Annotated in this window: 10 protein-coding genes; 7 read left to right on the top strand and 3 right to left on the bottom strand. The window is 67.3% G+C overall.

Going from position 1 to position 12,422, the window contains the following annotated elements; all coding sequences use genetic code 11:
- Positions 1–120: 120 nt before the first annotated feature.
- Positions 121–1,704, top strand: coding sequence for a phospholipase D family protein (locus tag AC3A6B_RS10925; RefSeq protein WP_487836735.1), 1,584 nt, complete (start codon positions 121–123; stop codon positions 1,702–1,704).
- A 27-nt stretch (positions 1,705–1,731) separates the two neighbouring features.
- On the opposite strand, the gene AC3A6B_RS10920 is transcribed toward AC3A6B_RS10925, so the two are convergent.
- Positions 1,732–2,241 carry an Lrp/AsnC family transcriptional regulator gene (locus AC3A6B_RS10920; protein ID WP_487836734.1) on the bottom strand — a complete coding sequence of 170 codons (510 nt, stop codon included), beginning with the start codon at positions 2,239–2,241 and terminating at the stop codon, positions 1,732–1,734.
- A 127-nt stretch (positions 2,242–2,368) separates the two neighbouring features.
- Between AC3A6B_RS10920 and AC3A6B_RS10915 the strand changes: the two genes are divergently transcribed.
- Positions 2,369–3,385, top strand: coding sequence for a 1-aminocyclopropane-1-carboxylate deaminase (locus tag AC3A6B_RS10915; RefSeq protein WP_487836733.1), 1,017 nt, complete (start codon positions 2,369–2,371; stop codon positions 3,383–3,385).
- Positions 3,386–3,389: 4 nt separating this feature from the next.
- On the opposite strand, the gene AC3A6B_RS10910 is transcribed toward AC3A6B_RS10915, so the two are convergent.
- Together AC3A6B_RS10910 and AC3A6B_RS10905 are read right to left on the bottom strand one after the other, a co-directional pair.
- Complete coding sequence (locus tag AC3A6B_RS10910; protein ID WP_487836732.1) at positions 3,390–4,367, bottom strand: Bug family tripartite tricarboxylate transporter substrate binding protein; 978 nt, start codon at positions 4,365–4,367, stop codon at positions 3,390–3,392.
- Between the two features lie 15 nt (positions 4,368–4,382).
- Positions 4,383–4,988 carry a nuclear transport factor 2 family protein gene (locus tag AC3A6B_RS10905; RefSeq protein WP_487836731.1) on the bottom strand — a complete coding sequence of 202 codons (606 nt, stop codon included), beginning with the start codon at positions 4,986–4,988 and terminating at the stop codon, positions 4,383–4,385.
- A gap of 59 nt (positions 4,989–5,047) precedes the next feature.
- Between AC3A6B_RS10905 and AC3A6B_RS10900 the strand changes: the two genes are divergently transcribed.
- The 5 genes from AC3A6B_RS10900 (at position 5,048) to AC3A6B_RS10880 (ending at position 12,321) form a co-directional block, all read left to right on the top strand.
- Positions 5,048–5,524, top strand: a complete 477-nt coding sequence (locus AC3A6B_RS10900) for a hypothetical protein (protein WP_487836730.1) — start codon at positions 5,048–5,050, stop codon at positions 5,522–5,524.
- Between the two features lie 150 nt (positions 5,525–5,674).
- The gene (locus tag AC3A6B_RS10895) at positions 5,675–7,702 is read left to right on the top strand and encodes an adenylate/guanylate cyclase domain-containing protein (protein ID WP_487836729.1); all 2,028 of its coding nucleotides are present in this window, start codon (positions 5,675–5,677) and stop codon (positions 7,700–7,702) included.
- Entirely contained in the window at positions 7,699–8,718 is a 1,020-nt protein-coding gene (locus AC3A6B_RS10890) for a phosphatase PAP2 family protein (RefSeq protein ID WP_487836728.1), read from the top strand. Before AC3A6B_RS10895 ends, AC3A6B_RS10890 begins: the two co-directional genes overlap by 4 nt.
- Positions 8,718–10,709: a S8 family serine peptidase gene (locus AC3A6B_RS10885; RefSeq protein WP_487836727.1), complete on the top strand. Its 1,992-nt coding sequence runs from the start codon at positions 8,718–8,720 to the stop codon at positions 10,707–10,709. Before AC3A6B_RS10890 ends, AC3A6B_RS10885 begins: the two co-directional genes overlap by 1 nt.
- Positions 10,710–10,731: 22 nt before the next feature.
- Positions 10,732–12,321 carry an ABC transporter substrate-binding protein gene (locus AC3A6B_RS10880; RefSeq protein WP_487836726.1) on the top strand — a complete coding sequence of 530 codons (1,590 nt, stop codon included), beginning with the start codon at positions 10,732–10,734 and terminating at the stop codon, positions 12,319–12,321.
- Positions 12,322–12,422: the final 101 nt, after the last annotated feature.

Raw genomic sequence — 12,422 nt, 5'->3', positions numbered from 1 at the left:
CCCGAAATCTTGTTAAGAGTGATTCGCATTCTATTGGTGAATTAAATGAAAACTCAACAATCCCCTGGAGCGGCTGCTCCTTGAGGCAGGTTCGCGCGGCTACCATCCATCCCCCGCGCCATGCCAGACCTTTTCACCCGTCTTCTTCCGCTGCTGCGGCACGCCACGATCGGGCTGGCCTGTCTTGCCGCGGGCTGCGCCGGCCTGCCGGCCAGAGAACCCCAAGCGCCGGAGCTGGCGATACCGGTCTCCGCCAAGACCGAGCTCGGCCGCATCGTCGCCCCCATCAACACCCAGCCCGACAACTTGTCGGCCGTGCGGCCCCTGCCCCAGGCCAGCTTCGCGCTGGACGCCAGGCTCGAGCTGATCCGCCGCGCGCAGGCTTCACTGGACGTGCAGTCCTACCAGCTCGGCAAGGACAAGACCGGCCTCCTGATCCTGCGCGAGCTGCGCGATGCCGCCCGCCGCGGCGTGCGGGTACGCCTCCTGCTCGACGACTTCTATACGGGCGGACTCGACCGCCTGCTGCTGGCGCTGGCCGCCGAGCCGAAGGCCGAGGTGCGCCTGTTCAACCCTTTCGTGAACGGGCGCGAGCACACGGCCACGCGCTGGCTGGATTTCTTCACCGACTTCAAGCGGCTCAACCACCGCATGCACAACAAGCTCTTCATCGCCGACGGCGCCATCGCGATCGCGGGCGGGCGCAACCTCGCGGACGAGTATTTCCTGCGCAGCGAAGGCGCGAACTTCATCGACTTCGAGCTGCTGATGGCCGGCCCGGTGGTGCCGCAGTCCGCGCGCATCTTCGACGACTACTGGAACAGCGACGTGGTCTACCCCTTGCAGCGCATGGTGCGCGCGGCCGACCCGACTGAAAAGCTGGTGGCCGAGTTCGACCTCGCCACCTCGGAGGCCCATGCCCCCTGGCCCGATGCGCCGCCGGAAAGCGACATCCTCAGCGAGCCGCCCCTTGGCGAGCAGCTCGCGCGCGGCGAGCTGCACTGGATGCGCGCCGAGGCCCAGGCCCTGTCCGACAGCCCGAACAAGGCGCTGGGAACCCGGCCGCCCGGCACGGAGACGCTGGCGCACCGCTGGTACGCCACCGTGGCCAGCGCCAAGTCGCAGGTGCTGGTGGTCTCGCCCTACTTCATCCCCGGCGACGAGGGCATGGCGCGGATCCGCGCGGCCCGCGCGCGCGGCCTGCGCATCACCATCATCACCAACTCGCTGGCCGACAGCGACGAGCCGCTGGTCAATGTCAACTACAACCGCTTTCGCGTCGCGCTGCTGCAGGAAGGCGTGGAACTGCTCGAGCTGAGTACGCAGCAGCTGAAACGCAACACGCAGATCCGCCGCCTGCTGCGCCAGGCCCGCGGCCGCCTGCATGCCAAGCTGGCCCTGATCGACCGCGAGTGGGTGCTGCTCGGCTCGATGAACCTCGACCCGCGCTCCGAGCGGCTCAACACCGAGTTCGGCGTGCGCGTGCACAGCTTCGAGCTCACGCAGGCGCTGCTCTATGCCTACCTGCTGGACGACATCGAGGGCGTCTACCGCGTGGTCCTCAAGCCCGACGGCCAGAGCGTGCAATGGGTGGGCACCGGCGACGAGACCAACGAGGTGCTCGACGACGAGCCCGACTCGAGCCTGCTGACGCGGCTGCAGCTGCTGCTGTTTTCGTGGTTCGTGCCGACGGATCAGCTATGAGCGAGCGGTTCGACGCAGCGGCCTGAATCACGGCAAGGGAATCTGCGTCGTCGACAGCACCTGCTTGAGCACCATGAAGGACCGGATCTGCCGCACGCCCGGCAGGTAGAGCAGCTGCTCGGCGTGCAGCCGGTTGAAGCTCTCGCTGTCGGCGGTGCGCACCAGCATGAAGTAGTCGAACTCGCCGGTCACGACGTGGCACTCCATGCAGCCGGAGATCTTCACCGCCGCCTTTTCGAAGGCGCTGAAGGATTCGGGCGTCGAGCGGTCGAGCACCACGCCGATCATCACCAGCATGCCGGCGCCCAGCGCCTTCGGATTCATCAGCGCGACCGTGGCGCCGATCAGTCCCGAGCGCTTCAGCCGATCGACGCGGCGCAGGCAGGCGGGCGGGCTCAGATGGACCTTGGCGGCCAGCGCCACGTTAGAGATCGAGGCATCGCGCTGCAGTGCGCGAAGTATCGATTTGTCGGTGCGATCGAGTACAGGCGGCGCTTCCGGCGCGCCGCGCACTTTTATTGCTTGAATTCTAGTCATCGTGAAATGAAGCGCTGAGAAATGGATCAACAGAACGCTCATGGTGCGTTGAAAGACAGGTTTTCACAACCCTGTGAACCGCACTTCTTCCTACGATGTCTCCATCGCTGTCCCAAGGAGCACCGCCATGAACCTGAGCCGCTATCCCCGTTATCCGCTGACCTTCGGCCCGACGCCGATCCAGCCGCTCAAGCGCCTGAGCGCGCACCTCGGCGGCAAGGTCGATCTCTACGCCAAACGCGAGGACTGCAACAGCGGCCTGGCCTTCGGCGGCAACAAGACGCGCAAGCTCGAGTACCTGATCCCCGAGGCGCTGGCCCAGGGCTGCGACACGCTGGTGTCCATCGGCGGCATCCAGTCGAACCAGACGCGCCAGGTCGCAGCCGTGGCCGCGCATCTGGGCATGAAGTGCGTGCTGGTGCAGGAGAACTGGGTCAACTATTCGGATGCCGTCTACGACCGCGTGGGCAACATCGAGATGTCGCGCATCCTCGGCGCCGATGTGCGCCTGGACGCCGCCGGCTTCGACATCGGCATCCGCCCCAGCTGGGAGCAGGCCATGGAAGACGTGCGCAAGGCCGGCGGCAAGCCCTTCCCGATCCCGGCCGGCTGCTCCGAGCACCCTTACGGCGGCCTGGGCTTCGTCGGCTTCGCGGAAGAGGTGCGCGCACAGGAGGCAGAGCTGGGCTTCAAGTTCGACTACATCGTGGTCTGCTCTGTCACCGGCAGCACGCAGGCCGGCATGGTGGTCGGCTTCGCGGCCGACGGCCGTGCGGACCGCGTCATCGGCATCGACGCATCGGCCAAGCCCGAGCAGACCCGGGCGCAGATCCTGCGCATCGCGCGCGGCACCGCCGAGCTCGTCGGGTTGGGCCGCGACGTCACCGAGGAGGACGTGATTCTGGACACACGCTACGGCGGCCCCGAATACGGGCTGCCCAACGAAGGCACGCTGGAAGCCATCCGCCTCTGCGCGCGGCAGGAAGGCATGCTGACCGACCCCGTGTACGAGGGCAAGTCGATGCACGGAATGATCGACAAGGTGCGCCGCGGCGAGTTCGCGCCGGGCTCGAAGGTGCTCTATGCCCACCTGGGCGGCGTGCCGGCGCTCAATGCCTACAGCTTTCTGTTCCGCAACGGCTGAGCGCTCATTCGGGCCGGATGTCGAGCTCGCGCACGATCCGGCTCCAGCGCTCCACGTCCTTCTGCACCAGCGCGCGCGTCTCGGCGGCCGAAAGGGCGAGCGGCTTGCCGCCGGCCTTGCGGAAGGTCTCGGCCACTTCCGGCATCGCGATCACGCGTGCGAGCTCGGTGCGCAGGCGCTCCAGGATGGCGGGCGGCGTCTTCGCCGGCGCGAACAGGCCGAACCACGATTCGAGCTCCAGCGGCGCCGCGCCGGTCTGCGCGATGGTCGGGATGTCGGGCTGCGTCGGGATGCGCGCCGCACCGGACACCGCGAGCGCGCGCACCGCGCCGGCATCGACCTGGGTGCGCGCGGTCGACGAGAGATCGAAGAACAGGTCGACGCGGCCGCCGATCAGGTCCTGGTAGGCCGCCTGCGCCCCGCGATAGGGCACGTGGGTCAGCTCCACGCCCGCCGCATGCCACAGCGCCGCGGCGATCACGTGCTGGCCCGAGCCGTTGCCGGCCGATGCGTAGTTGAGCTTCTTCGGGTTGGCCTTGGCGTAGGCGATCACTTCCTTCAGCGTGGCTTGCGGCAGCTCCTTGCGCGCCATCAGCGTGTAGCTGTAGGCCACGGCCAGGCCCAGCGGCTCGAAGTCGCGCAGGCTGTCGTAGGGCAGGTTGCGGTACATGCCCATGTTGAGGGCCAGGTTCGAGACCGAGCCCAGCAGCAGCGTGTAGCCGTCGGCCGGCGCCTTGGCAACCAGGTCGGTGCCGACGACCGTGCCCGAGCCCGGCCGGTTCTCGACCACCACCGGCTGGCCCAGCTGCCTGCCCAGGCGGTCGGACAGCGTGCGGGCGACGAAGTCGAAGCCGCCGCCCGCCGGCTGCGGCACGACGATGCGCAGCGGATGGTCGGGATAAGCGCCCTGCGCGACGGCCGCGCATGCGGTGAACGCCAGCGCGGCGCCGAGCGCCGCGCGGCGGGTGAGGCACGGGTCCATGGCAGGCCTCCGCGCTCAGCGCTCGAGCGCGCCGCCGGCGAGCCACGCGGCGCCGCGACGGTACAGCGCCTCGACCGCCTCGCCCTTGAGCATCGGCATGTCGGGCTTGACCGTGTAGCCGATGCGGGTCTGGATGTAGGCGAGATGGCGATAGCCCTCGGGAAACTTCGCCAGCGCCTGCGCATCGAGCTCGACGGTGGAGGCAGGGTCGACCGGATCGATGCGGTCCTTCTCGTAGATCGGCTGGCGATGCAGCAGCTTCCATTCGCCTTCATGCCTGACGATGAAGTCGTAGAAGCGGCCGGTGCACACCACGTCGCAGAGCACGCCCTCCACCATGCCGCGCTGCGAGATGGTCATCTTGGTCTGCGCGAGGGCCCGCTCGCCCGCCACCTCGATGGCCGAGCCGCCCAGGAAGTGCAGGATGCTCACGCCCTTGGCCCAGCCCTCCTGCGTGACGCGGATGAACTCGCGAAACGGCCCCTGGAACCAGGTGGCCATCATCACGCCCTCGGGATGCCACACGGTGGCGAAGCGTTCCCAGTCGCCGGCGTCGCGCCAGACCGCCCAGCGCTCGACCAGCCGGCGGATCAGCAGTTCCTGCTGCAGTGTCTCGTCCATGTCGTCTCCTTGGTGGCGCCGCAGTTTGCGCAAGGCGGCCGGACAGCGCAAGGAGGCGGATGGAAATCAGTTTTCCGGGCCTGCGCAGCCGTGGTGCGTGCAAGGCCGACGCCGGATCACGGAAGCCGCCTACAGCCGATTTCGCCGGCGCTGGCAGCATCCCCCGGCCAACTTTGGAGGAGGTCTACGTGGATCTGGATGAATGTTTTGCAATGATCGCCCGGCTGAGTCCCCATGCCGCGAAGCTCGCGGCGCGCATGCTGCGCAAGGATCCGGCGGCGCCGGCGGAATGGGCCTTCGCACTCGAGGTCGGCCTGGGGGACCGTGCCCAAGGCTCGGATCCGTTGACGACGGACGACCTGCTGCTGATCGCCATGGACAAGGACCCGAAGCATTTCCCGGCCGGCCCTGCTGCCGAGTACAGCGCGCAGCAGGTGCAGGCCATCGAGTTCGTCCGGGCGGTGCGGCGCAAAGGCCCTTATCCCGTTTCGGCCGTCGCGGCCCTGGGTGGTGATCTTCTCGCCGCTTCTCGATGAAGGTGAAGCAGACGCACGATCGCACCGGTAGCGGCCAGACGCAGTTCTGAGGGCTTGCCGCCGACGGTCCTGTGCATCCAGGCCTCCTGCCTTGAAACGTCCACCGGGCGAGGGATGCGCGGGTTGCACCTGAGCGCATAGGGTGCCGCCATGGCCTGTGCGCTCGCTCAATCGCCCGAATCCATGCGACCGCACACCGCCGTACCGACGCGCGCGGCGCCGAGGCAGGCTGTTCGGGCCATTGTCAGGACGGCCTCTCACGGCTATTCTCGCTGGCTCGAGGAGCGCGCAGCGAATGACTGTCTTCCGGCCCGAGCGGCCAACTCAACTGCTCACACACCGCGGACGTCAGTGAACGCGGTCAATCATTTTTCTGCCGAGCTGCGCTACACGGACAAGATCATCGCCTTCGCTGACGTGGTCGAGTCGGTGAGGTTGATCGAACGCGACGAGGCGGGAGCGGTTCAACGCATCTCCCGTCTGTTGGGCGAGGTCGCACGCGGCATCGTCGCGATGCATGGTGGTGTGGTGCTCGAAAGCCGCGGCGATGGCTTGGTGCTCGAATTCCCCGACGCGCGAGCCGCCGTCGCATGCGCTGCCCGCCTGCACGCGCAAGCGCATCGTGGCAACTCTCAGCTCCCGGTCGATGACCAGATCCGCTGGCGCATCGGCGTGCATTGCGCCGGCGTGTTCGCCGGCGAGAACGCGCTTTTCGGGCGCGGCGTGAATCTCGCGGCCCGCATCACGAGCCAGGCCAGTGCGGGCGGGACGATCGTCTCCGCCGCGGTGGCCGGCCAGCTCGTCGACGGGCTCGACGGGCGCCTCGAGGACCTCGGCGCGTGCTACCTCAAGCATGTCACCATGCCGGTGCATCTCTATCGCGTCAGGCCCTCCGAGGAAGTTGCACACGAGTCACGGGGCCCGGGTACTCCAATGGCGCTCAATCCCACGATCGCCGTCATGCCGTTCGTGCCGTACCGCGAGGATGGCAGTGGCTTCGGCATCGGCGACATCCTGGCCGACCAGGTGATCGGTGCGCTCGCGCGCAGCAATGCGATCTGCGTCATCTCGCGCCTGTCGACGACCGCGCTGCGCGGACGGGACCATTCGGTGCGCGAGTTGGCCGAGCTGTTGCATGCAGACTTCATCGTCTCGGGCAGGTTCTTCCTGTCAGGCAAGAAGGTCACCGTGCAGGCCGAACTGGCATCGGCCGAAACCAGTCAGGTAGTTTGGGCCGACACCGTGAGCGACAGCCAGGACGCGGCGCTGCACATCGACAGCATGCTGATCGGCGCACTGGTGAACGGCATCGCCAGCGCGATCTTCGGCTTCGAGTCGCGGCGCGCGAGCTGCACCCCGCTGCCGAACCTGGCCTCCCACACGCTGCTGCTCGCTGCGATCTGCCGCCTGTATCGGCTGTCGCAAGTCGAATTCGACCAGGCGCACGCGGCGCTGCTCGCGCTGCACGAGCGCGCCCCGCGCCATCCGACGCCGCTTGCCTGGCTCGCGCGCTGGCACCTGTTCCGGGTCGTTCAGGGCTGGTCGAGCGACCGTGACCGGGATGGGCAGCAGGCGCTTTCGTACGCCCAGCAGGCACTCGACATCGACCCCGAATCCTCGCTCGCCCTCACGATGGCCGGCAACGTCCACACGAGCTACCTGAAAGATCTGGATGCGGCCGAGCGCATGTACGACGCTGCGCTGGCATCCAACCCCAACGAGTCATTGACCTGGCTGCAGAAGGGCAACGAGCGCAGCTTCCGCGGCGATGGCAAGGGCGCGCTCGCACACATCGAGAAGGCGCTCAGCCTGTCGCCTTTCGATCCCTCCCGTCATTTCTACGAAAGCCTGCTCGCGAGTGCGGCGCTCACGGGCGGCGACTATGAGCGCGCAATCTCAGCAGCGAAGTCGTCGTTGCGCCTCAACAGCCAGCACATCTCCAGTCACCGCGTGCTCGCGATCGCGCAGTCGCTGACGGGGCGCACCGACGAAGCCGCTGCCACGGTGCGCCATATCCTGCAGCTGGAGCCCGGCCTCACCGTGCGCGACTACGTCGCGCGGTCGCCCGGCGGCCGCTCGGGCCTGGCGGAACTTTTCGGCGACGCATTGCACGCGGCAGGCCTGCCGCTGGGGGGAACGCGTCCCCTTCACATTGACCAACAAGGAAAAATGCCATGAGCACACAGGACGGATGGGATGGTTGGGACGGATGGGATGGCTGGGACGGGTGGGATGGCTGGGACGGCGGCGACGTCGGGCAAGGCGGACGCCGCGGCCAGTCGACGGCAATGGCGCTCAACCTGGCGCGCGAGCTGCTGGTGCAGGGCACTTCGCCGGAGGAGCTCGCGACGCCCGGTATTGACCCGCCATGCTGGCCGCGCGCCAAAGGTCCGGCCGCGCTGCTGGCGGTGTCGGGTCGGGTGCGCAGCCAGATCGTGGCAGGCGAACTGCTGAGCCGAATCACCGTGGCCGGCACCCGCGACAAGGTCTTGCTCTACTACGGGGTTCACCACAACATGCAGGAAGCACCGGGCGCTCCGCAACCTCTTGGCGAACTGGTAGCGCCGTCGGTCGACGACCTGAAGAGCGAGCTGGGCCTGGTCGAGGCAGCAGCCCTGAACCGGCTCGCTCGCTCGCCCGAGATCATGGCGCAGCTTACTTTCAATCCCGCGTTCTGGGCCAACATCCTCCCGCTCAATGCCAACACCACGCCGCGGACACTGGACGTGCTGTCGGCCGGGGTCGCATTCGCGTCGCACATCACCCAGCGCGTCAAGATGGTGTTCAACCTGCCGCGGCCCAACGAGCTGTCGCCGCGCATCCAGCCGATGATCCCGACGCCTTCGTACACCACCTACCCCATGGGCCACGCGGCAGAAGCGTATTTCATCGCCCATCTTCTTCTCGGGATCATCGACGATGCGCTGCCGCAAGACTGCGTGCCCCCGTGGCAGGCAAAGTGGCGCGCGGACCTGAAAACAATGATGCTGCGCCTGGCGAGCCGGATCTCGTTCAACCGGGTCGTGGCGGGCATTCACTTTCCGCGCGATACGAAGGGCGGGATCGAGCTCGCCGACATGCTGTGGAACTACGTCAGGTATGCCGCGCATCCCCCGTCGGGCACGGCGCCCAGCGCCGCCGCCTCCTTCGCCTGGTTGTGGCAACAGGCCGTCGCCGAGTGGAAGGAGCGATGATGCCCTCCTCTTCGCCCGTGTGGACGGAGGCGGATACGCACCATCGTCTGGACAGTCCCTTCGCGATCGATCCCTATCTGGTCTGGGCGGAGCTCAGCGACTGGGAAGGTTTCGGCGATGGCAGGCCGGCGCATGTGCGGGTGCTGATGGAGTTGCCCAGGCAGCCCGCCACCGATGCGCCTGGCTGGGAGCACATCGCCGCCATCGTCGCATCGAATCCGCTCAACTTCCCGACCGCCCAGGGGCCGTCCTCCCGCTATGTCACGGCCTGCGTGCCGGTCGACACCCTGGAGAACCTGATCGAGGCCGTTCGCAGCGGCGTGTTGGTGCGCTTCCAGCTCGGCCTCGCGCGCGGCGGCCTGCCGGACGCCATCGGGCAAGGCCAACCTGCGGCCGACCACCTCTCGCGACCGCCTCAGCCGACGGCTTCACAGACGACCGCGGCTGCGGATGAGGCCGTGGCTCAGACCGAGGCCGCGCTCGAAGCCGCGGCCGACGCGAGCGCCGAGGATTCCGCGATCCTGCGCACGATCGGCGTCATCGACGATGGCTGCTGCCTCGGCCACGAAGGCTTCCGCAGCCATGGCCGCAGCGACTTCCTGCTCGTGTGGGACCAGAACGCGAAGGAGCTTCCGCAGTTGCCGTGGACCCGCTTTGACGGCGTGTCCTACGGCGAGGAATTGTGGAACTCGGAGATCGATGAGGTGCTGGCGGCGTTTCCGGAGCGCGGCGAGGCCGGAGAGCGCCGTCTCTATGCGGAAGGGCTCCATCGCCCTCAATGGGGCGATGCCGGACGCACCCACGGCGCGGGGGTGCTGCATGTTGCATGGAACAGTCACAGGCCGGAGTCATGGGGAAAGTTCCTGCTGATGTTCGTGCAGCTGCCAACCGAGACCGTTGCCGACACCTCGGGGGGATCACTCGGCGTCTACGTCGTCGACGGCGCGCGCTACCTCGCGCAGCGCACGCGCGACGTCGCCCAATTGATCGGGAAGAAGGACTATCGCTGCAACATCAACATCAGCCTCGGGAGCATCGCGGGGCCGCATGACGGCAGCACCATCACCGAACTCGCGCTGGCCGAGCTCGGCGGAGACAGCCGCGTCCAGATCGCGATCGCAGCCGGCAATACCGCCGGCACCAACGTGCACGCGGTTCGCCACGCCCGCAAGGGAAAGCCGGGCCGCTTCGATTTCATTGTTCCGCCGGACAACCCGCGCGAGTCGTATATCGAAGTCTGGCTTCCGGTCGACGAAAAGGCGGTGCATGCCGAAGCAGTCACCGTCGAGGTCATCGCGCCCAACGGCTGCCGTTCGCAGGCCGTGTCAGTCGGCAAGGCGGCGAGCCTGTGCGTCGGCGACCGCACGCTCGCCAGCGTGGTCTTCGCGCGCCGCGTGGCACAGGGCCTCAGCGGCACGATGGTTTTGCTGGCGATCCGTTCGACCACTGCGCTCGACGAGGGCGGCGGCGAGGCCCTCTACGGCCCGTGGTCGATCGAGGTCTCGACCACGATCGACGCGGGCGTCACCGTCCATGCCTGGGTGGAGCGCAACGACATCCTGATCGGCGCTCGGCGGCCACAGCAGACCCGCTTCGTCAATGATCCCAGCCGTTACGTCGACGACGAGTACACGCTCAGCAGCGTTGCCAATGGCGAAAACGTGGTGGTCGTTGGCGCCTTCCGTTTGCGGGAAAAGGCTGTGAGCGGGTATTCCGCGAACGGGCCGACGCTCAACAAGGCCCGGCGGCGCGGTCCCGACGTCTACGGCGCGGCCGATCGCAGCGCCATGCTGCCGGGCCGAACGGTGCCCGGCTTCTGGAGCGGCACCACGGCCCACTTGTCGGGCACGAGCGGGGCGACCCCGCACGTCGCGCGATGGATGGCGCGGGGGCGTCCTGACGCACAGCTGTGCGAAGTCCGAATCACCCATGGCGACCGGAAGGCGAGAGCCCGCGGCGTCACGCCGCAGGATGGCAATGACGAGGCGTAGTTCGATCCCAGCGGAGATCACGATGACGAAGGTGCGCAGACGAATCGGGCTCCGGGCACTCGTCCTGGCGACCTCGCTGGTGATCGGCACAAGCGGCTGGGCACAGGTGCTGCGCTGGGCGAGCCAGGGCGACCTGCAGACACTCGACCCCTACTCGCAGAACGAGGTTCTGACCAACTCGATCAACGGCCAGGTGTACGAGACGCTCGTCGGGCGAGACCGCCAGCTCAAGCTGGTTCCGGCGCTCGCGACGCAGTGGCAACAGCTCGGTCCACGGCTGTGGCGCATGCAGCTGCGCCCGAATGTGCGCTTCCACGAAGGCCAGCCCTTCACTGCCGACGACGTGGTGTTCTCGGTCGCACGCGCGCGGCATCCGACCTCGGGCATACGCGCGTACGCGAGTGCGCTCGGCGAGGTGCGAAAGATCGATGCGCTTACCGTCGAGTTCGCTCTGCCTCAAGTCAATCCGATCTTCCTGCAGCACGCGGCGCTGGTCCAGATGATGAGCAAGTCATGGTGCGAGGCGCACGACGCCGCCGTGCCGCAGGACTTCAAGGCGGGAGAGACGCGCCATACGACTCACAACGCCAACGGCACGGGGCCGTTCGTGCTCGTTTCCCGGCAGCCCGACACGCGCACTGTCTTCCGGCGCAATCTCGATTGGTGGGGCCGCTTCGAGGGCAATGTCCGCGAGGTGATCTACACGCCGATCAAGAGCGATGCCACCCGCACCGCGGCATTGCTTTCCGGACAGGTCGACCTGGTGCTGGACCCGGCGCCGCAGGACGTCGATCGCCTGCGTGCCGCCAGGGATGTCAAGGTGGTCGACGGCTTCGAGAACCGCGTCCTCTTCATCGGCATGGACCAGGCCCGCGACGAGCTGATCTACAGCTCGGTCAAGGGGCGCAACCCGTTCAAGGACGTGCGCGTGCGCCAGGCGCTGTACCACGCGGTCGACATCGAGACGCTACGCAGTGCGGTCATGCGCGGCCAATCGCGGCCTACCGGCGTCGTCATGCCCTCGCCGCTCGCCGTCTTTAACGATCCCGCATTCGAGAAACGCCTGCCTTTCGACCGCGCGCGCGCGCTGTCTCTCATGGCGGACGCAGGCTATCCGAACGGCTTCGACATCATCCTCGACTGCCCGAACAACCGGTACATCAACGACGAGCGAATCTGCATCGCATTGGCCGGCATGTGGGCGCAGATCGGCGTGCGCGTCAACGTCAATGCCCAGCCGCGGTCGACCTTCTTCGTCAAGCTCGAGAAGCTTGACGTCTCGATGTACCTGTTTGGCTGGGGCGGCTCCGTCAGCGATGCGGAGTCCACCTTGACCCAGGTACTGCGCATGCGCGGCGCAAATGGCATCGGGCATTTCAACTTCGGCGACTACCGCAATCCCAAGCTCGACGAATTGGCCGCCGCGTCTTCGATCGAGCCTGATCCGGTGCGCCGCGAATCGCTCATCAAGGCGGCCATGCGAGAGCATGGAGAGCAGGTGCATCACATCCCGCTGCATCGGCAGGTCATTCCCTGGGCGATGCGCGCCAATGTCGAGGCCGTCCACCGACCGGACAACTGGCTGGAATGGCAGTGGATCACGATGCGCTGAGCGGCAGGCGCTTCGAACGCAACTAACCGGCGGACCAGCAACCCCGGCCGCAGGAACCGGCGGCAGAAGAAGATGCCGGCAACGCGCGGACAACAAAATCC

Source organism: Variovorax sp. Soil_C_33 (assembly GCF_057656935.1).
The sequence above is the reverse complement of the archived record's forward strand: the minus strand, read 5'-3'. Positions and strand labels throughout refer to the sequence as shown.

Bases quoted from the DNA above. Each gene is read 5' to 3' on its own strand.
- AC3A6B_RS10925 (WP_487836735.1), top strand. From the start codon at position 121: ATGCCAGACCTTTTCACCCGTCTTCTTCCGCTGCTGCGGCACGCCACG.
- AC3A6B_RS10920 (WP_487836734.1), bottom strand. From the start codon at position 2,241: ATGACTAGAATTCAAGCAATAAAAGTGCGCGGCGCGCCGGAAGCGCCG.
- AC3A6B_RS10915 (WP_487836733.1), top strand. From the start codon at position 2,369: ATGAACCTGAGCCGCTATCCCCGTTATCCGCTGACCTTCGGCCCGACG.
- AC3A6B_RS10910 (WP_487836732.1), bottom strand. From the start codon at position 4,367: ATGGACCCGTGCCTCACCCGCCGCGCGGCGCTCGGCGCCGCGCTGGCG.
- AC3A6B_RS10905 (WP_487836731.1), bottom strand. From the start codon at position 4,988: ATGGACGAGACACTGCAGCAGGAACTGCTGATCCGCCGGCTGGTCGAG.
- AC3A6B_RS10900 (WP_487836730.1), top strand. From the start codon at position 5,048: ATGGAAATCAGTTTTCCGGGCCTGCGCAGCCGTGGTGCGTGCAAGGCC.
- AC3A6B_RS10895 (WP_487836729.1), top strand. From the start codon at position 5,675: ATGGCCTGTGCGCTCGCTCAATCGCCCGAATCCATGCGACCGCACACC.
- AC3A6B_RS10890 (WP_487836728.1), top strand. From the start codon at position 7,699: ATGAGCACACAGGACGGATGGGATGGTTGGGACGGATGGGATGGCTGG.
- AC3A6B_RS10885 (WP_487836727.1), top strand. From the start codon at position 8,718: ATGCCCTCCTCTTCGCCCGTGTGGACGGAGGCGGATACGCACCATCGT.
- AC3A6B_RS10880 (WP_487836726.1), top strand. From the start codon at position 10,732: ATGACGAAGGTGCGCAGACGAATCGGGCTCCGGGCACTCGTCCTGGCG.